This window comes from Shinella kummerowiae, from assembly GCF_009827055.1.
Classification (GTDB): Bacteria; Pseudomonadota; Alphaproteobacteria; order Rhizobiales; family Rhizobiaceae; genus Shinella; species Shinella kummerowiae.
In genome coordinates, this window is record NZ_WUMK01000006.1 from 400,700 (window position 1) to 417,754 (window position 17,055).

At 65.4% G+C, this 17,055-nt stretch carries 22 protein-coding genes; 3 read left to right on the forward strand and 19 right to left on the reverse strand.

Annotated elements, in window-relative coordinates; genetic code table 11:
- From GR138_RS18020 to GR138_RS18105, 18 genes are all read right to left on the reverse strand, one after another.
- Nucleotides 1–441, reverse strand: a complete 441-nt coding sequence (locus tag GR138_RS18020; protein WP_160860632.1) for an NlpC/P60 family protein — start codon at nucleotides 439–441, stop codon at nucleotides 1–3.
- Nucleotides 434–1,324, reverse strand: a complete 891-nt coding sequence (locus tag GR138_RS18025) for a DUF2163 domain-containing protein (RefSeq protein WP_160860633.1) — start codon at nucleotides 1,322–1,324, stop codon at nucleotides 434–436. Before GR138_RS18025 ends, GR138_RS18020 begins: the two co-directional genes overlap by 8 nt.
- Nucleotides 1,321–1,959 carry a DUF2460 domain-containing protein gene (locus tag GR138_RS18030; RefSeq protein WP_160860634.1) on the reverse strand — a complete coding sequence of 213 codons (639 nt, stop codon included), beginning with the start codon at nucleotides 1,957–1,959 and terminating at the stop codon, nucleotides 1,321–1,323. The genes GR138_RS18025 and GR138_RS18030 overlap by 4 nt, the downstream gene beginning before the upstream one ends.
- A 9-nt stretch (nucleotides 1,960–1,968) precedes the next feature.
- The gene (locus GR138_RS18035; protein WP_160860635.1) at nucleotides 1,969–2,604 is read right to left on the reverse strand and encodes a phage tail tape measure protein; all 636 of its coding nucleotides are present in this window, start codon (nucleotides 2,602–2,604) and stop codon (nucleotides 1,969–1,971) included.
- A gap of 3 nt (nucleotides 2,605–2,607) precedes the next feature.
- Nucleotides 2,608–2,826: a rcc01693 family protein gene (locus GR138_RS18040; RefSeq protein WP_160860636.1), complete on the reverse strand. Its 219-nt coding sequence runs from the start codon at nucleotides 2,824–2,826 to the stop codon at nucleotides 2,608–2,610.
- Nucleotides 2,823–3,185, reverse strand: a complete 363-nt coding sequence (locus GR138_RS18045; RefSeq protein ID WP_160860637.1) for a gene transfer agent family protein — start codon at nucleotides 3,183–3,185, stop codon at nucleotides 2,823–2,825. The genes GR138_RS18040 and GR138_RS18045 overlap by 4 nt, the downstream gene beginning before the upstream one ends.
- Nucleotides 3,185–3,592 carry a phage major tail protein, TP901-1 family gene (locus tag GR138_RS18050; RefSeq protein WP_160860638.1) on the reverse strand — a complete coding sequence of 136 codons (408 nt, stop codon included), beginning with the start codon at nucleotides 3,590–3,592 and terminating at the stop codon, nucleotides 3,185–3,187. Before GR138_RS18050 ends, GR138_RS18045 begins: the two co-directional genes overlap by 1 nt.
- A gap of 27 nt (nucleotides 3,593–3,619) precedes the next feature.
- Nucleotides 3,620–4,027: a DUF3168 domain-containing protein gene (locus GR138_RS18055; RefSeq protein WP_160860639.1), complete on the reverse strand. Its 408-nt coding sequence runs from the start codon at nucleotides 4,025–4,027 to the stop codon at nucleotides 3,620–3,622.
- Complete coding sequence (locus GR138_RS18060; RefSeq protein ID WP_160860640.1) at nucleotides 4,024–4,356, reverse strand: phage head closure protein; 333 nt, start codon at nucleotides 4,354–4,356, stop codon at nucleotides 4,024–4,026. The genes GR138_RS18055 and GR138_RS18060 overlap by 4 nt, the downstream gene beginning before the upstream one ends.
- On the reverse strand, nucleotides 4,356–4,925 hold the full coding sequence (locus GR138_RS18065; RefSeq protein WP_160860641.1) for a head-tail connector protein: 570 nt from the start codon (nucleotides 4,923–4,925) through the stop codon (nucleotides 4,356–4,358). Before GR138_RS18065 ends, GR138_RS18060 begins: the two co-directional genes overlap by 1 nt.
- 319 nt (nucleotides 4,926–5,244) lie before the next feature.
- Nucleotides 5,245–6,495, reverse strand: a complete 1,251-nt coding sequence (locus GR138_RS18070) for a phage major capsid protein (RefSeq protein WP_160860642.1) — start codon at nucleotides 6,493–6,495, stop codon at nucleotides 5,245–5,247.
- Between the two features lie 14 nt (nucleotides 6,496–6,509).
- On the reverse strand, nucleotides 6,510–7,067 hold the full coding sequence (locus tag GR138_RS18075) for an HK97 family phage prohead protease (RefSeq protein WP_160860643.1): 558 nt from the start codon (nucleotides 7,065–7,067) through the stop codon (nucleotides 6,510–6,512).
- 128 nt (nucleotides 7,068–7,195) lie between these two features.
- Nucleotides 7,196–7,504, reverse strand: coding sequence for a DUF6107 family protein (locus GR138_RS18080; RefSeq protein WP_160860644.1), 309 nt, complete (start codon nucleotides 7,502–7,504; stop codon nucleotides 7,196–7,198).
- Between the two features lie 360 nt (nucleotides 7,505–7,864).
- On the reverse strand, nucleotides 7,865–9,025 hold the full coding sequence (locus GR138_RS18085; RefSeq protein WP_160860645.1) for a phage portal protein: 1,161 nt from the start codon (nucleotides 9,023–9,025) through the stop codon (nucleotides 7,865–7,867).
- Nucleotides 9,026–9,126: 101 nt separating this feature from the next.
- Nucleotides 9,127–9,504, reverse strand: a complete 378-nt coding sequence (locus GR138_RS18090; protein ID WP_160860646.1) for a hypothetical protein — start codon at nucleotides 9,502–9,504, stop codon at nucleotides 9,127–9,129.
- A 2-nt stretch (nucleotides 9,505–9,506) separates the two neighbouring features.
- Nucleotides 9,507–10,130, reverse strand: coding sequence for a glycoside hydrolase family 19 protein (locus GR138_RS18095; protein ID WP_160860647.1), 624 nt, complete (start codon nucleotides 10,128–10,130; stop codon nucleotides 9,507–9,509).
- 207 nt (nucleotides 10,131–10,337) lie between these two features.
- On the reverse strand, nucleotides 10,338–11,564 hold the full coding sequence (locus GR138_RS18100) for a DNA-packaging protein (protein ID WP_338091116.1): 1,227 nt from the start codon (nucleotides 11,562–11,564) through the stop codon (nucleotides 10,338–10,340).
- A 340-nt stretch (nucleotides 11,565–11,904) separates the two neighbouring features.
- Nucleotides 11,905–12,453: a hypothetical protein gene (locus GR138_RS18105; protein ID WP_160860649.1), complete on the reverse strand. Its 549-nt coding sequence runs from the start codon at nucleotides 12,451–12,453 to the stop codon at nucleotides 11,905–11,907.
- A 489-nt stretch (nucleotides 12,454–12,942) separates the two neighbouring features.
- On the opposite strand from GR138_RS18105, the gene GR138_RS18110 reads away from it, so the two are divergent.
- Together GR138_RS18110 and GR138_RS18115 are read left to right on the forward strand one after the other, a co-directional pair.
- Nucleotides 12,943–13,776 (forward strand): hypothetical protein, encoded by an 834-nt coding sequence (locus GR138_RS18110; RefSeq protein WP_210253453.1) that lies wholly within the window; start codon nucleotides 12,943–12,945, stop codon nucleotides 13,774–13,776.
- An 87-nt stretch (nucleotides 13,777–13,863) separates the two neighbouring features.
- Complete coding sequence (locus GR138_RS18115) at nucleotides 13,864–14,196, forward strand: MmcQ/YjbR family DNA-binding protein (RefSeq protein WP_160860651.1); 333 nt, start codon at nucleotides 13,864–13,866, stop codon at nucleotides 14,194–14,196.
- Nucleotides 14,197–14,203: 7 nt separating this feature from the next.
- Here the strand turns inward: GR138_RS18115 and GR138_RS18120 are convergent, their stop codons facing one another.
- The gene (locus tag GR138_RS18120; RefSeq protein ID WP_420853670.1) at nucleotides 14,204–14,686 is read right to left on the reverse strand and encodes a YcgN family cysteine cluster protein; all 483 of its coding nucleotides are present in this window, start codon (nucleotides 14,684–14,686) and stop codon (nucleotides 14,204–14,206) included.
- A 178-nt stretch (nucleotides 14,687–14,864) separates the two neighbouring features.
- Here GR138_RS18120 and GR138_RS18125 point away from each other — a divergent pair, with 178 nt between their 5' ends.
- Nucleotides 14,865–17,036: a PBP1A family penicillin-binding protein gene (locus GR138_RS18125; protein WP_160860653.1), complete on the forward strand. Its 2,172-nt coding sequence runs from the start codon at nucleotides 14,865–14,867 to the stop codon at nucleotides 17,034–17,036.
- Nucleotides 17,037–17,055 lie beyond the last annotated feature (19 nt).

Below are 17,055 nucleotides of genomic sequence, written 5' to 3' on the forward strand. Positions count from 1 at the left end.
TCAGAAAGGCTCCGGAAAACGGAAAACGCCGGCGATACGCCGGCGCCAGGAGGGCACGAGCGGCGATTCGATGACCGCCGCCTGCTCATATGCATGGATGAAGCGTTCCTCGGGTGCGGCGATGCCGGCATGTTTGGCCGCCACGCCCGCCCGCCAGCGGAAAATCAGGAGATCGCCCGGCCGCAGCTGGGACGGCGGCAGCATCGCCCCGCAATGGCGCGTCGCGGCATCGAGCAGCCGCTCCTCGCCTGCCCGCTCCGCCCAGTCCATCGCATAGGGCGTCGGCACTTCGGGCTCGACGCCGTAAAGCTCCCACCACACGCCACGGATCAGCCCGAGACAATCGCAGCCGACGCCCTTCAACGAGCCCTGATGGCGATAAGGCGTGCCCACGAAGCCACGCGCGACGGCAACCACGCGATCGGCAAAGACTTCACTCATAGAGCGGCCTCCCGTCATGCGCGGTCTCGCCATCGGCATAGCCATAGGTGAAGTCGCTGCCGGGCATATGCGGAAAGCCCTTGAAACTCAGCCCGTTGGCGAATTTCGTCCGGCAGGTCGAGAACCGCTTGTCGCACCCCGCCGTCACCAGCATCGTGTCGCCAACCGCAACACCGGCCGGCACCGGCAGCCAGAAGGTCAGCTCGTCCGCGCCGCCCGCCTTGCGCTGGTCCTCGATATCCACAGTCAGCCCATTTGCCGCGCCGCTCATGAAGAGCAGTACGCCATAACGAAAAAACCGCTCGGCAAAGGCAGAAAGCCCGCTGACGCGGATATGCATGTCGTCCAGCACCGCGCTCACCATGGCCGTCGCGCGAAAATCCGGCGAGGCGATGTTCACGCCGCACCTGCTGTCACCCAGCACCGCATCACAGCGATGCCCGTAGATGCGCCCGCGCACCTGGTCGAGCGCATGCGTCAAACGCCGCAGTTCCGCGCGAAAAAGCCCGCCCTCGCGCCGTACCTCGCCAAGTTCGGCGGTGCGCAGCAGCAGCCACTGCGATGGATCCTGCCAGTTGACCGTATAGGCCTCGACCTTCGCCCCGTCGTAACGCCCGGCCGAAAGGTCCTCCATGCGGATCGCCTCGGCGGAAAAACCACCGGACACATCGCCGCCCTCGGCGGAAAGCCCGCCCTTGTCCTCGACCTCGCTTCCCTCGAAACCGCTCGCCGCCAGATAGTCCATCCCGCCAAAGGAGAGATTGCGGTCGTGATCGGTAAAACCCATCACCGCGCCATCGCGCCGCGTCACCTTCCAGGCGTGGCAGAGCGTCGTCACCCCGCCATCGAGATGGGCCTGCAAGCCGGCCGGTATGGTCCTCATGGCTTGATCTCCACCAGCGGAATGGAGGGGATGCGGCCGGCGTTGAATTGCGCCAGGTCGATATCGATCCGGTCCGTGTCGAAACGCACCGGCACGTCAAATTCGAAGCCGGCGCGGATGATGCCCGAGGCGGGTATCTTGCCCGGCTTGAAGGTCACGGTTCCAAGCACCGGATCCACCGTGAAATCCGCTGGCGGCACCGCGCTCCCCGCCACGGAAACGACCACCGTCGCCGCCAAAGGCTTTTCGATCACCCGCACGGTTTCGCCGCCCGCATCCGCATAGCGTTTTACCAGCTGGAACACCGCCGTCACCCCGTTTCCGGTACCGATGATCTGATCGCCGACACCAATGGCGGCACCCGGCGCACAGGATTTGTGATCCACCGGATCGCGAAAGCGGAACCCGTAAAACTGCCCCGCCCGCGCCTCGAAAAAGGCGAGCACGGCATAAAGGTCCTCGACCGAGCGCACGCCGGAACCGGCGTCATAGCGCCGCCGCGCATCCTGCCAGCGCCGGTTGCGGTTTTCCCGTCCGTTGGAAAGGCTGACGATATCCGTCCGCCGCACCGGGCCGCCGCTGGTGCCGAGCGCCACGCGCAGCGGAAACCGCACCTCGTGAAATCCTGCCGCCATGTCCGGTCCTCACAAGCTGCGCTGGCCACGCCCGACAGCGCGGGTCAGCATGGCTGCAATCTGGCCCTCGGACTTGCGGAAACTCGCGGCGTCCTGTGCCGTCACGTTGAAGACGATGCGCGGCCCGCTGCCACCATCGGCCGCCGCCACGCCGAGCGCGTCGTCCGGCCCGCGCTGCAAGGGCTGGATCGCCTCCGCCCCCGCCTCGCCCATCAATCCGACGCCACCGCCGCTGCCGAAATAGGTCGGTGCTGCGACCACGCCACCCTTGGCGAAGGGCGTGACGCCACTTCCGGCAAACAGGGAAAGACCACCCATGCCGACAGACAGACCGCCACCAGCAGAGGCACCAGCGGCACCGCCGGAGAACATGGATGTGGCACCGCCGAGCAAGCCGGAAATGCCGGAGGTCAAAAGCCCCTGAAGCGGCTTCAGCCCGACCGAAAGCGCAATATCGCTCATGCGCAGCGCAAGACCGCGCAGCACACTATCCAGTCCCTTGCCATCCACCACCGCGCCCTTGAGCGCACTCGTCAGCGCGGCACCAAAGGAGCGCGACCGCAGGTCCAGATCGTCGAGGATCGTCGAAAGCTGTTCGGCATCCTGCAGCGTGCCGGAAAAAGGTTTGTCCCCTGCATCCGCCATGGTTCACTCCTTGTCATCGGAAAACGTGTCATCGGGAAAGGCGCGCATCAGCGCGTCGAAGGCTTGGCGACCCGGCGCCACCGGAGACGGCCGGATGAGACCCAGCGCATAGCCGAGCTCGCGCGGCGTCAGCGCCCAGAAATCCTTTGCAGGAAGCCGCATGCGGCAGAGGCCGGCATGAAGCGCCGCTTCCCAGGGGAAGGCCGGCGCTTCGCCGCTCACGCCGGATGCGGCGGCGGAGGGTTTTGCGCATCCGCCTCGCCGCCCGCGCCGAACGTCGCCTCAAGCAAAGCGGCGGCGATCCGCGCAAAACCCGCCAGCCCGTCGGCCACCGCCATGCCGGCGACGTCCTCGTCGGTCAGCAGGTTGCCGCCGCCGCGCAGCCCCGCGCCGATGATGCGGATCAGGTCGTCAGCCTTCAACCGGCCGATGGAAAACCGCTCGGCAAGCCCCGCCAGGCTGTCGACGGCGAACGCCGTCTCCAGTTCGGCCAGCGCGCCGAGCGTCAGGCACAGCACGCGGCGCTCGCCGTCGAAGATGCCCTCGATCTCGCCGCGGTGCCGGTTCGCCCGCGCGCCCATCACAGCGCCTCGAAGACAAGCTGCCCGGCCGATTCCAGCGCGATCTCGAACACGACCTCGCCATCATGGGCGCCGGAATATTCGAGGGCCGCAATCTGGAACGGCCCGGACACCGTGCCGAAATTCGGAATGACGAGCTGCCAGTCGACGATCGTTCCGGCGAAGAACAGCGAGCGCACCAGTGTATCCGAGGTCTGGTCCTTGAAAATCCCGGTGCCGCTCACCGCCGCGCGCTGCACGCCGGCGCCGCCCAGCAATTCCCGCCAGCGCCCCGCCGAATCGCCGTCCGTCACATCGACGAGCTGGGCATTGAACGACAGCCGCTTCGATCGCAGCCCCGCAACCGTCGTAAAACTCGCTCCATTGTCGACCTTGAGCAGCAGGTCACGCCCCTTCTGTGCCACCATGGCGAAATCCTTTCCGTGAGATTGAGGTTAGCTGTCCGGCTCCGTCACCGCCCGGAACCGCATGTCCGCCCGGTGGAAACGGGACTTCCCGTCGCGCCGGAGCTGGGTATCGCTATGAAAGAGCAGCACGAGGTGATGGCCGGAAAGCGTGAGCGCCGCATCGTGCAGCGCCATCCGCACCGCCGCGGCGATCGCCTGCACCTGCCTGTGTCCCGCCGCCTCGGACCAGGCCTCCAACGTGACGGTGTGTTCCTCGCCCGGCTCGCTCGCCGTCGAATGATCCAGACTGTCGATGCCGGCGATCACCACCAGCGGCGCGGCCGCTTCGGAGAGCCGGCGGTCCGTGATGCCGTTCACGCCGACAAGCGCCGTCAACGCTGCGTCCCCCGAAAGCCGGGCAAAGATCGCCTTCTGCAGGGCGGAAGCCGCGCTCATGACTTGATCTCCTCGCAGTCGCAGAGCACATAGCGCCCCGCCTCGTCCGGATCGCGGAACGCACGGATTGCAAAAAGTCGCGCCCCCTTGCGCAGCCGCATGCCGCCAACGAGATCATCTCGCCAGCGCAGCCAGATGCGGTGCGTCACCGTCACCGGCACAGCGCCCGCCGCCTCGTCCGCCTTGGCAACGACCGGCTCGATGCGCGCCCACAGCGACGCCAGCGCAGAAAAACTCCGCGTCACGCCGCCCTGCCCGTCCGGCACGTCGACCGGCCGCTCCAGCACAAGCCGCACCGAAAGCCGGCCGGGATCGATGATCCGCGCCATCAGAGCCTCCGCATGCAATGGGGGGCGATCAGCCGGTCGTAGCCCTGCGGCACCGCGCCCGGCTGCTCGTCGAGAGAAAGCACGCCCCGCAGTTCGAACATCGCCGCGACATGCAGCAGCAGCGCGCGCTTCAGCGTGTCCGGCACATCCGCGCCGCTCTCGCCGAAGCCGGCCGTGAAATCGATCTCGATGCCGTTGAGCGCCCGCATCGTCGCCGGCCGCTCGGGCAGGATCAGCCGGGCCGGCCGCGCCGCGCCATCCAGCAGGTATCCAGCCACATCCGCCGCGACGGGATCGCCCAGCGCATCGTAAACCGTCACCGTTTCAATGGTTTGCACCGGCCCCCTGGCAATCTGAGTCACCTTGTTCTCGGGCCAGTCGTCGAGATAGAGCCGCAACGGACGAACGATCAGGCAAAGCCCCGTCTGCCCTTCCAGATGGTCGCGCGCCGTGCGGATCAGCGCCGACAGCAGCGCATCTTCGTCGCCCGTCTCGAGGCGCAAATGGGCCTTCGCCTCGGCAAGCGTGATCGGCTCCGCCAGCGGCGGCAACAGTTCGGCGATGGTCATGATCGTCCTGTCCGATGGAGAAAGGGATGCGGGCGCGGCCGGGAGGAAAACCGCGCCCGCGGCACCAGCGGCAGGGAGCGGCCGCCGGTGCGAGGGGAAATGTGAAAACGCAAAAAAGAGCCTCGACCTTGCAGTCGAGCACCTACCTCCCCCTTGAGGGGGGAGGTCGCCGCGGAGCGGCGGGTGGGGGTGATCCCATCCGCACCATCGTCACTTATCGAGAGGCTGCGTCACCCCACCCCGGAGCTTCGCTCCGACCCTCCCCCTCAAGGGGAGGGTAACGTGCTGCGTACGATCCAACCCCTGAAGTGAGGAAACCTCAGCTCGCCGCGAACTTCACCAGCTTGATCGCCTCGAAGTTCTGCACCCCGCCGCCGACGCGCTTGGTCGTGTAGAACAGCACGTAGGGTTTTGCGGAATACGGGTCGCGCAGCACGCGCACGCCGGTGCGGTCGACGACGAGATAGCCGGAGCGGAAATCACCGAAGGCGATCGAAAAGCTGTCGGCGGCGACGTCCGGCATGTCCTCGGCTTCGGCGATGGCAAAGCCGAGCAGCGACGCCGGCTGGCCGGCTGAAGCCGGCGGGCGCCACAGGTAGTTGCCGTCGGCATCCTTGAACTTGCGGATCGCCCCTTGCGTCTTGCGGTTCATCACGAAGGTGCCGTTCTGCCGGTGCCCGGCCTTCAGCGCATAGATCGTGTCGAACAGCGTGTCGGACGGGTTGCTCGCCTTGAAGGCGCCGGCGGCACCGGTGGCGATGTAGCCGATATTGCCCCAGCTCCAGCTCGCCTCGGCGACGTTGGTATAGCTGAGAAAACCCTTCGGCTTGTTGATGCCGTCGCCGGAGACGAACGCGGTGCCCTCCTGCTCGCCGAAGACGATGTCGATCTCCGAGGCGATCCAGCTTTCCACATCCACCGCCGCATCGTCGAGCAGAGCCGGGGTCGCGGCCGGCATGGCGTAGAGTTCCATGGTCGGGAAGGAGAGTTCGGCAAGCTGCGCATTGCCGGTCTGCGGGCGTGCCGCGGTTTCCGCCACCCAGCCCGCCGCCATGCCGGTCGTCGCAAACGGCTTCTTCAGCACCGTGCCGGACACCTGGCGCACGGTCGCAAGCGCGCGGATCGGCGAGGCGGCGGACAGTCGGCGGCCAATTTCCGTGTCGGTTTCCGGCGGCACGAGGTAACCGCCGTCGGCCGCAGAGCCCACCGACATGGCCTTGCCCTCCAGCGCCCGCAGGGCCCCGTCGTCGCCGCGGCGCATATAGGCGGAGAAGGCCGCCTTGTGTTCGGCAACCTCGAGACTGCCGTCGCCACTGCCGCCGAGTGCCGGGCGCGCCTTCTTCAGCGCCAGCTGGTCGAGCACCCGCTTCTGTTCGTCCATCGCGCGGTTGATGCGGTCCACCTTGTCGCGCGTCACCACGTCGGCGGTCATCTTCTGCTCGATTTCGCCGAGCCGGCGCTCGTTCGTCTCCTTGAAGGCCTCGAAGGCCTCCATGAAGTCGTCGAAGGCAGCGGTCATGGTTTCCGGCACGGCCTTGATTTCCGGCGCGGTCTTCTGGATCTCCGTCATGCTTGTCGTCTCCGTTAGCGTTTCATCATCCGGGCTGCCCGGCGCATGGTGCGCACGAGCTCCGTTTCCCGGTCGCGGAACCACCGCGCATTCTTCACGTTCGACACCCGCGCCGAGGGCAGCATGGGGAAGGTGACGATCGAGATTTCCCACAGGTCCGCCTCCAGGATGCGGCGCACGCCGCTTGCCCGGTCGGTCTTCGAACGCACCGTCTGGAAGCCGATGGAAAGCCCGTCGAGCGCGCCTGACTTCATGAGGTTGAGCACTTCGCGGGCCCTCGTCACGCCGGGCGACAGCACGCCCTCGACATAGAGGCCGCGCGCATCCTCGCGGATCGCCCGCCAGCGACCGATCGGCTCGGCCGGATCGTGCTGGAACAGCATGCGCACGCCAGCGGCGCCCCGCTTTTGCAGCGAGCGGACAAAGGCGCCGGGCGCGATTGCGTCCTTGCCGAGGTCCACCTCGCCGAACAGGCTGGCATAGCCGGAAAACACCCCGTCGCCCGAAACGCCCGACAGCGTCAGATCGGCATATTTCTTCGTCCGCCAGACCGGCAGGTCTTCGGTAATCATTGGTCTCTCCGATGATGTGAAAGGGGAGGATAGGCAGTCGCCAATGAGCCGTAGGCAGTAGGGTGTGGCGAGTGGCGGCGAGCGGAAGCCATCCCCGCCCCTACTGCCTACTGGCTACTGGCTACTGCCTATTGCCTCATCCGCTCCGCCACCCGCGCCAGAACGCCGAGCCCCCACCAGGCCGAAAGGCTTGCCGCCGCCGAGCCGGTCAGCAGCACCTCGGCCGACCCGAGATAGCCGGCGATGCCGAGCCGCACCGCAATCCACAGCCCCACCGGGCCACCGAAGACGAGGCCGCAGGCAAGGCCGGTAAAGAACCGGCTGGCCGCCTCGCGGCGGCTTTTCGGCAGCAGATAGATGAGGGAGACGGCGGCCCCTGCCGACGCTCCGAGCACACGGGCCGTCCACAGCCCGCCATCGTTTCCGAAGTCAGCCATTGTTAAGCCTTTCAGATTATTATGGAAATTCAGAATGCCCAGCCACAGGCATGCAAAACCGCCGCCTCGTGCAGAGCCGGGCGGCGGCAATCCGCGAGTCTTTAGAGTCGCTTGCGCCCTTTTGCTCAAAAACAGAATCGGCCTCTTCACAACCGATTCCGAAGATCGGCAAGATGATTCAGCGAGGCCTCATAGAGCGCTGTTCTTTCGATCTTTTTTAACCCATCCCGCCTGAAGTCGCGGCCGTTTCAGACGATCTCGCAGCCCGGCGCTTGACGCATCCCCAGTGGTAAAAATAGGTGATGCAACCGTCATGATGACGGCCAGCAGTCCGCGGCCATCTGGCTCGGGCTGCGCCCATCAGTAACCGACGGCCTGCCGCTTCTCGTCGTCGCTGAGAAACGCCGCAGCCCCCACCCGCGCCCACAGTTCGGATCGTTCCGTCGAGAGCCCGCTCACCTGGTCGAGATCGGGCACCAGGCGCAGCGCCGTTTGCCCCTCTTCCGAAAACCAGGTCGCGAAGGACGCCGCCGTGCGGGTCACCAGCGGCAGCACGGTCAGCCGCCAGAAGGCCCGGTTGGCCTCCTGATAATTGGCATAGGTCGCATCGCCCGGAATGCCGATCAGCATGGGCGGCACACCGAAGGCGAGCGCGATGTCGCGCGCGGCACCATTCTTCGCCTCGACGAAATCCATTTCGCGGGGCGACAGCCCCATCGCCTTCCAGTCGAGCCCGCCTTCCAGCAGCATCGGCCGCCCGGCGCGCACCGCGCCGGAATAGCCCTCCTCCAGTTCCGCCTTCAGCCGGTCATACTGGTCGGGCGTCAGGTTGCCGCCCTCCTTCGGCTGGTAGACCAGCGCGCCGGAAGGCCGCGCCGAATTGTCGAGCAGCGCCTTGTTCCAGATCGCCGCCGCATTGGAGAGGTCGAGCGCCATCGAAGCGGCCTCGAGCGGCGCAAAGCCCAGCCGGTCGTCAAGCGGATGGAACAGCCGCAGATGCAGGATCGCCTGCCCTTCGCCTACCCCGTCGCCGACACCATGCCGGCGCACATGGTTGCCGGTGCGGTATTCATAGGCCTCCGGCCAGCCATCCCGCCCCTCGATGATCCGCACCCGGTCGGGCCGCAGCAGATGCAGCTCCCGCAACTCCTCCCCCACCCGCACGCCTTCGACGAAAGCGTTGCCGGACAGCAGGAGATGCCCGTACAGCGTCTCGAAAAAATCCATGCCCGCCATGCGCCCGTTCGGCCGGGCGAGAAGGGCCAGCCGAAAATCCTCCGGCCGCTCGGTCTCGCCCTCATAGGCGAGCCAGGGCACCGAACCGGCGGCTTCCGCAATCATGCGCACCGCCCGATGTGCCACCGGGTTCCGCATGAACCCTTCGCGGGCAAGCGATGCATAGGCGCGGCTCGACCAGTGCGCCCGGCCCTCCGCCGTCAGGGTGAGCACACCCGAGGCCTTGGTTTCGGGCACGGCGGAAACCCCGGCGCGCCGCCAGGGCAGGAAAGATGAAAATCGCATGAGTGCATCCTGTTTCAGCCCACCGTCGCGTCAGGCGCCGGTGAGCGGGGAAAGATCAGGCCGTGACTATTTGTGAAGCGCCGAAAACAGGTCTTCGCGCGTTATCCGCCTTCGGCCTCGCAGGTCCCGGCCATCGAGCCGAGCCCATCCGCGTGGAAGACTCCGCCGTGCAGGACCCCGGACACGGGCTCATTGCCAGCGTCCTTGAACTGCAGCTTGAAGATCCGGTACGGCGCGTCGTCCCATTGTCCCTTGGCTTCGCTCATGACGAGCGATCCCTCGACACAGCCCGAGCCCCGGCAGAAGGTTCCCTGCTTGGTCGCGAAATCCAGCCGCAAATCCGCCGGCATGGTGTTCTGCTCGCAGTCGCGCGTGCAGTCATAGATGACCTGTGCACGGCAATTGAAGACCGCCGGCCCATCGGCAGCGGAGACGGCACCTGCTGCCAGCCCGGCGAGAGCAAGAAGATAAGCACGCATCGTCAATCCCCCGTCGTATAGCTGATGGCGCCGTAATAGCTTTTGGCATAGCTGGCGACGAGATCCGCCCTCTCAAGCCCGTTTATGATGCGCCGCGCATTCCTCCACTCTTCCTTCGTAGCCGAAAAGTGACTGCTCAGTTTCTTGCCGGTGAAACTGCCGTTGATCATGCCCGTGAACATGATCGCAACGGCGGTCTGGAGATCCATTGCCAGCGTCGGATTAGCAACAAGATCGATGCCAAGTGCCGTCGACATCTTCTCGTAGTTCGACTTGTGGGTCAGTTGCACCAATCCGCGCCCGAGCCAGCTCCTGCCCTTGCTGTCCTTGTGCCAATAGGGTGTGGATACCCATGGCAGCTTGCCCGCATTGAAGGCCTTGTCCAGAATGGCGATGGCCTTGTCGTCGGTGCTGGCGAAGGTTTCGCGCACGGCCTGCATGGTGCGGCCGGTTTCGTGATGCGCGGTGCCCAGCATATAGGCGAGCCAGCGGTCATCCGCGTCCGGCATTTCGCCTTCCCACTTGTCGAGGATCGCGGTCAGCCCGTCGACCTGGGATTGCTTCAGGCTTCCATCAAAAAGAACCGAACGCACCTGATTGAAGAAAAACGTCCTGTTGATACCCATTCCACCCTCCCTGGCCTGTTTTCGGCCACGACACAGCCATCGGCGAGGCCTGATGGCGCGCCGGTTGGAGACTTTTTGAACTGCCTGCAGATGCCTGGAACGGCTGAAGCGGGTACCGCACTTCAGCATTCACGCAATCAACCACAGAATGCGCCAGAATGCATCCAGAAAATGCAAGCGGGTGTCGAATCCAACCCTCGGCTCGCCTCAAATCCCCCGCACCCGCGGTTCGCCCTGTCGGTCGAGCACCAGCGCCGTCAGCGCCCAGACGAGCGCGTCGAGCCGGTCCGGCGAGCGGCCGGCGGAAAGCCCATCCGGCCCGAAGTCGCACATCTGGTCTTCCAGTTCGGGAAAAGCGCCCGCATGCCCCACCCGCCCCTGCTCGTAGAGGGCCGCCACCGGCTCGGCGCGCAGGTATTTGCCGCGCGTTGCCCGTACCGTCGAAACCGGCAGGTTGGCATCGATGCTTTTCAGCATCGCCGTCACCATGTCGCCGCCCTGGTTCACCTCGGCGACCACACGGTCGGCATCGAACCGCTTGAAGGCGCGCACCACAGCACTCGCCCAGCCCGCCGGGCTGGCGCCCGTCACCGAACAGTCGGCCAGAACCACGCCGCGCCCGCTTTCGTCCATGCCCGCCACGACGATGCCGCAGACCGAAGCCGCGGATGCCGTCGCCGGCGGGTCGACCGCCACGACGATGCGCGACAGCGGCCCCAGGCTTTTCAGCCGGATCGCCTCCAGCCGCGCCCGGTTCCAGAGTGCGTCCTCGCGATCGGCAATCAGTTCGCCATCCAGTTCCTGCCGGCCGAGCCGCGTGCCGCCGTAGCGGTCGGCCATGGCGGTCAGGAAGCCGGGCGACAGGTTTTTCGCATTGTCCGCCGTGCTGATGCGCCGCACTTGCGTGCGCGGATCGTCCGCCAGCGCCCGCAGCAGCGGCACCGGTCGCGGCGTCGTCGTCACCAGCACACGCGGATCGTCGCCCAGGCGCAGGCCGAACTGCAGCATGTCCCAGGTCTCCTGCGCATGTTTCCATTTGCCGACCTCGTCGCACCAGGCGAGATGGAATTGTGGTCCGCGCAGGCTTTCCGGGTCTTCGGATGAAAATATCTGTCCGATCGATCCGTTCGGCCAGACCAGCCTCCGGCGCGATGCCTCGAAGTCCGGCCGCGACCGCCCGGCAATCCGGCAGATGCCCGAAACGCCGTCGATCATCACCTCACGCGCATCGCCAAGCGTTTCCGCCACCAGCGCGATGCGGCTATCCGGCCGCGCCAGAGCCAGCGCATGCACCCATTCCGCGCCGGCCCGCGTCTTGCCGGAACCGCGCCCACCCATCAGCAGCCACACCCGCCAGTCGCCGGGCGGCGGCATCTGCGCCAGCCGGCTTTGGAAGTGCCAGCGGTTCAGGCCGGAGCGGGTCGTCGGCAACACCCGCGCCACCGTTTCCCGCCGCTCGCCAGCCTCGTCGCCGCCAGCAATTGCCGATGCGCAGGCCCGAAACCCCTCTCCATCGATCGACGCTGAAGGTGTCTCAGGCGTTTCCACGCCCCCCTTCTCCCCGCCTGCGGGGAGAAGGTCCCGGCAGGGGGATGAGGGGCCATCGCCGCCAGCAGGGTCAACACCCCGGCTGCCAAGCCCGGCTTCCAGCGCATCGGCTTTCTCTTGCAAGTCCGTCCAGCCCCGCCGTTCATCGATCCCTGCGAATTCCACAGCCGCTGTCGCAACAATCGCCTTGATCTTCTGCTCAAGCTGCTCGGCGGCCCGTCGCTGGTTACGGCCCGCTTTCCGCACGGGCGGCAACTTCGCCGCCAGGCCCGTTTTCCCGCATCCAGTCTTGTTTGGCGGCATGCAACCGTTCCTTCACCCGTGCCTCGACCAGCCGCTCGAACTCGTCCGCTAGCGCCGCCGCATCCTCCGGCTCGCCGCGCGCGGCTTCCGCCTCGGCCCATTCGTTGATCAGCGTGCGCTGCAGGCTGTCGATCTTTTCCAGCGTGCGCACGATCAGCGACACCGCCTCGATCGCCGCCTTGGCGTCGGTCTGCGCCACCTTGCGCGATGCATCGTCCTCGGCCGCGTCCGCATCCCGCTCGGCCAGCGCCTTCTGGCTCTGGAAGCGCTGGAACCGCTCGCGCAGCTCCTTCGTCATCTCCAGCAGCATCGCCTGCATGTCGAGGAACGGGTCGAGCGGCGCCTGCGCCTTGGTATCAAGCACCAGCGCGGCCCCGCCCGAAAACACGGCCCGCCGCCCCGCCAGCCCGTCATAAACCGCCGGCTCCGGCGAGACGCCGAAAAGCCCGATATCGATCGTCACCGCATCCATGGCAAAACCCGCAAAAGAAAAGGCGCCCGGACCGAAGAGCCGAGCACCTGTCAATAAATTCCTATCATTCAGCCGTCGGGCACGCCCACGAATGGCCCAACCTCAGGAAAATCCAGCAACGCTGTTGGCCGCACCTTTCCGACTATGCCATAACCCTATCAAACCACCGCGACGCCGTCAAGGACTATTTTCCTATTTTTGTGCACCCGTCCCAAAGCACTGAATCTTTATCATCGCGGCTTACAAGGAAATCATCGATCCGTCGCCGAGCGAAGACCAGACATGAGCCCCACCCCAACGCCCGCGGAAATCCTTCGTGCCGCCATGAAGGAGATTTCACCCACCACGCTAAGGCCGACGGATTCGAGACCGCAGTGTTCCGATTGGGCAGTGCCGGGTAGGAGGGCGCGCCTTTTTCTTCACGACACGTGGTCGAGGTCTCCTGCGCCTTGGGACCTGCCGAAAAATGATCTGCCCTGGCATAATGACATGGCTCCGCGGCTCGATATGGGCGTGCTCACACTCCACGGAATCCACCTCAACTTCTGCATCTGGCGATGGATGAACGTGGTTCCCGCGCAAAGGTCCCGGATCGTCAGGACGTTTGCTTTTCCTTTGGATTTGCAGATGAACCTGGCCATCGAACAGATCAACTTCAGCGACATTCATCACCCCGCCGTCATGGACCTGACGGAAGACGACGTCGAAGGCCTTGCGGACTTCATTCGTTTCACCATGCAGACATATCTGAAGGCCTGGACTGCAGGTAAGGTGGAACGGGCCGCACGATACAATTGTCGCGCCGTCGGAAAGTTGCACGAAAACTGGCGAGACCCCCGCCCTAGTCTGGTGGCTTTGAACGAACAATTGTCATCCTACGCCCGGAGTTTCACACCAGCGCGCGTGCAACACCCCTTGCTGGGTCGGTATAAAATCGAAGGAGAAGGCTGGTATTGCAGCGCGACCCTGAAAGAAGAGCCGGACATCTTCGTCATGATACCGGGAACAGACCGCGAAGACCCGCTATGTCATCACGGTAGAGTCCGAATTGGCTCTCAGGAAGTCCCGATCGACATCATTGAATTCTACGACGTCAAGCCGGTGGAAACCACGCTTGGCGAAAACGGAGACCCTATCGAAAGCTTTCGCCTCTACGCGATGATACATCCATTCAGCCAATCCGTTGAACCCATTCGAAGCCCGCCCGCCGGGATCGACATGTCCGGCGCCACGCGGGCCGTCCAGCACATGAAATGGGCATGGATTCAGCACCATCAGGCGCGAGCCCGGACAAACACCGTCATAGACGTCGTGATATTGTGATCCGAGGCGGCCGACCCGGGCAGCGCCTATGCACCTCCGCACCACCTCTGCTTTCTGTTTTGCCGCCATTGTGCTACCCTCCACCCCATGAAATCAAACGATCTCATCGCGATTGCGCTCGGCATGCCGGAAGCGCGGGAGAGCGCGCATTTTGGCAAGCGCGACTTCCGGGTGGGCGAGAAGATTTTCATGTCGTTGCCGCAGCCGGGCCGTGCGGTCCTGAAGTTGACGCCCGGCCAGCAGGCCATGGTGGTCGAAACCGATCCCGGTCTGTGTGCGCCGGTGCCGGGCGGCTGGGGCCTCAAGGGCTGGACGTCGGTCTATTTCGACGGCGCGGACGACGAGCGCGTGCGCGACCTGATCGGCACCGCCTGGCGCAACGTGGCGCCCAAGAAGCTGGCCGCCAGCCGCCTGAACTGACGCCGCCCTATTTCCCCTCGCCCACTTCCAGCGGCCAGGTCACGAGATAGTCCTCGTAGTCGTCCGTATCGATACCCTCTTCGCTGATCGTGCGCCCGCGCGCCGAAATGCCGGCCTGGTGCACGGTTTCCGGGTCACCGGAAACCAGCGGGTGCCACCAGTAGAGGTCGTGGCCATCGCGCACCAGCCGGTAGCCGCAGGTCGGCGGCAGCCAGCTGATCTTCTCGACGCTCTCCACCGTCAGCCGGATACAGTCGGGCACGGTCGCCTGCCGGTTTTCGTAGTCCGAGCATCGACAGCTCTCGCCGTCGAGCAGCACGCAGCGGATCGAGGTCCAGGCGATTTCGCCCGTGTCCCAGTCTTCCAGCTTGTTGAGACAACAGAGCCCGCAGCCGTCGCACAGGCTCTCCCACTCCGCGTCGTTCATTTCGGCAAGCGTCTTCGTCTTCCAGAACGGCAGATCGCCGGGCTTTTCCGCATTGTTGCTCATCATGCCCGACCCCTGAACCCCTCGGGGCCAAAGGTCAAGGGCCATGGCCGCTAACCCTTTCCCGCAAATTCCGTTCTATCGCCGTCAAAAGACTGATATCGTCCCCGAATAAAGCGGTGGTGACAGGACGTTAACCGAATGCGGGCAGGTTGTGGCCCCCGCCAAGAGGTCCGCGATCGTGGAAGACGACGACCAAAAATCGACGAAGCCCCGCCGCCGCAAGCGGCATTTTCTTCTGCGCATCGATTCCTGGATCGACTCCACGGTCTGGAACGCCGGCTTCCGCCTGGCCGAAATCTGGGAGGAGATCACCATCTTCTCCCGCCGCTTCCACGCAAAAGGCTGGAAAAAGGCCGTCTTCGAGGTCGCCGGCGAAGGCATGAACCTCGGCACCGCCGGTTTCGTGCTGCTCTTGGCGCTGGCGCTGCCAGCCTTCGAGGAAACCAAGGGCAACTGGCGCGCACAGAGCGATTTCGCCGTCACCTTCCTCGACCGCTACGGCAACGAGATCGGCCATCGCGGCATCATCCACGAGGATTCCGCGCCGATCGACGAACTGCCCGATCACCTCATCAAGGCGGTGCTCGCCACGGAAGACCGCCGCTTCTTCAGCCATTTCGGCATCGATTTCCTCGGCCTTGCCCGCGCCATGAACGAGAATGCGCGCGCCGGCGGCGTGGTGCAGGGCGGCTCGACGCTCACCCAGCAGCTCGCGAAAAACCTGTTCCTGTCGAACGAGCGCACCCTCGAGCGCAAGATCAAGGAGGCCTTCCTCGCCCTCTGGCTGGAAGCGAACCTCTCCAAGAAGGAGATCCTGCGCCTCTATCTCGACCGCGCCTATATGGGCGGCGGCACGTTCGGCGCGGCGGCGGCGGCGCAGTTCTATTTCGGCAAGAACGTCACGGATGTGAACCTTGCCGAATCCGCCATGCTCGCCGGCCTGTTCAAGGCGCCGGCGCGCTATGCGCCCCACGTCAACCTGCCGGCCGCCCGCGCCCGCGCCAACGAGGTGCTGACCAATCTCGTGCAGGGCGGGCTGATGACCGAGGGCCAGGTGATCGCCGCCCGGCGCAACCCCGCCACCATCATCGACCGCAACGAGAAGACCGCGCCCGACTTCTTCCTCGACTGGGCCTTCGAGGAGGTGCAGCGCATCGCAAAACCCTTCGCCCAGCATTCGCTGATCGTCCGCACGACCATCGACATGGGCCTGCAGGCCGCCGCAGAAGAGGCCGTGGAAAGCGGCCTGCGCCAGTACGGCGAGAGCTACCGCGTCAAGCAGGGTGCGCTGGCGATGATCGAGAACGGCGGCGCCGTGCGCGCCATGGTCGGCGGGCGTGATTATGGCGAGAGCCAGTTCAACCGCGCGACACGGGCGCTGCGCCAGCCGGGCTCGTCCTTCAAGGCCTATACCTATGCCGCCGCCATGGAATCCGGCATGACGCCCGAGACGACCATCGTCGATGCGCCGATCAGCTGGGGCGGCTGGTCGCCGCAGAACTATGGCCGCAGTTTCGCGGGCCGCGTGACGCTGATGACGGCGATGGCGAAGTCCATCAACACCGTGCCGGTGCGCCTTGCCAAGGACAAGCTCGGCACCAAGCGCATCGCGGAAATCGCCAAGGAAATGGGCGTCGAAACGCCGCTGCGCACCGACAAGACCATGCCGCTCGGCACCTCGGAAGTCACCGTGCTCGACCAGGCGACGGCCTATGCCGTCTTCCCCGCCGGCGGTCTGCAGTCGCGCCGCCACGGCATCAGCCAGATGCTCAATTACGACGGCGACATCCTCTACGATTTCGGCCGCGACGAACCGCCGGCCAAACGCATCCTGTCCGAGCAGGCGGATTCGTCGATGAACCGCATTTTCGTCACCATTCCGGTGAGCGGTACGGCGCGGCGCGGCGCGCTCGACCGCGGCATCGTCTCCGGCGGCAAGACGGGCACCACCCAGGCCTATCGCGACGCCTGGTATGTCGGCTTCACCGGCAACTACACCGCCGCCGTCTGGTTCGGCAACGACGACTACACCTCGACCAACAACATGACCGGCGGCTCGCTGCCTGCCATGACCTTCAAGCGCCTGATGGATTATGCCCACCAGGGCATCGAGCTGAAACCCATTCCCGGTATCGAGAACCCGCTGCCGGACGGCACGAAGGCGACCGAGGTCGCCGCGACAACGGGCGACGAAAACCCGTTGCCGGCGCTGGTGCGTCCCCGCTCGCTCTCGGCCGATGTCACCAAGCTCTTGAAGGACATCACCCGCCAGTTCAATGAGGCCAAGCCACTGAAGGCGGACGGCCGCGTGGCCGCGCTTGACGGGGCTCGACCGAACCGGACAGAGTAACCAGAAGCTGATTCCAACG

Coding starts and splice junctions, on each gene's coding strand:
- GR138_RS18020 (WP_160860632.1), bottom strand. CDS start 441: ATGAGTGAAGTCTTTGCCGATCGCGTGGTTGCCGTCGCGCGTGGCTTC.
- GR138_RS18070 (WP_160860642.1), bottom strand. CDS start 6,495: ATGACGGAGATCCAGAAGACCGCGCCGGAAATCAAGGCCGTGCCGGAA.
- GR138_RS18055 (WP_160860639.1), bottom strand. CDS start 4,027: ATGAGCGCGGCTTCCGCCCTGCAGAAGGCGATCTTTGCCCGGCTTTCG.
- GR138_RS18050 (WP_160860638.1), bottom strand. CDS start 3,592: ATGGTGGCACAGAAGGGGCGTGACCTGCTGCTCAAGGTCGACAATGGA.
- GR138_RS18120 (WP_420853670.1), bottom strand. CDS start 14,686: ATGAGCAACAATGCGGAAAAGCCCGGCGATCTGCCGTTCTGGAAGACG.
- GR138_RS18045 (WP_160860637.1), bottom strand. CDS start 3,185: ATGGGCGCGCGGGCGAACCGGCACCGCGGCGAGATCGAGGGCATCTTC.
- GR138_RS18075 (WP_160860643.1), bottom strand. CDS start 7,067: ATGATTACCGAAGACCTGCCGGTCTGGCGGACGAAGAAATATGCCGAT.
- GR138_RS18090 (WP_160860646.1), bottom strand. CDS start 9,504: ATGCGTGCTTATCTTCTTGCTCTCGCCGGGCTGGCAGCAGGTGCCGTC.
- GR138_RS18025 (WP_160860633.1), bottom strand. CDS start 1,324: ATGAGGACCATACCGGCCGGCTTGCAGGCCCATCTCGATGGCGGGGTG.
- GR138_RS18115 (WP_160860651.1), top strand. CDS start 13,864: ATGAAATCAAACGATCTCATCGCGATTGCGCTCGGCATGCCGGAAGCG.
- GR138_RS18105 (WP_160860649.1), bottom strand. CDS start 12,453: ATGGATGCGGTGACGATCGATATCGGGCTTTTCGGCGTCTCGCCGGAG.
- GR138_RS18095 (WP_160860647.1), bottom strand. CDS start 10,130: ATGGGTATCAACAGGACGTTTTTCTTCAATCAGGTGCGTTCGGTTCTT.
- GR138_RS18030 (WP_160860634.1), bottom strand. CDS start 1,959: ATGGCGGCAGGATTTCACGAGGTGCGGTTTCCGCTGCGCGTGGCGCTC.
- GR138_RS18065 (WP_160860641.1), bottom strand. CDS start 4,925: ATGACCATCGCCGAACTGTTGCCGCCGCTGGCGGAGCCGATCACGCTT.
- GR138_RS18080 (WP_160860644.1), bottom strand. CDS start 7,504: ATGGCTGACTTCGGAAACGATGGCGGGCTGTGGACGGCCCGTGTGCTC.
- GR138_RS18110 (WP_210253453.1), top strand. CDS start 12,943: ATGGCTCCGCGGCTCGATATGGGCGTGCTCACACTCCACGGAATCCAC.
- GR138_RS18060 (WP_160860640.1), bottom strand. CDS start 4,356: ATGGCGCGGATCATCGATCCCGGCCGGCTTTCGGTGCGGCTTGTGCTG.
- GR138_RS18035 (WP_160860635.1), bottom strand. CDS start 2,604: ATGGCGGATGCAGGGGACAAACCTTTTTCCGGCACGCTGCAGGATGCC.
- GR138_RS18085 (WP_160860645.1), bottom strand. CDS start 9,025: ATGCGATTTTCATCTTTCCTGCCCTGGCGGCGCGCCGGGGTTTCCGCC.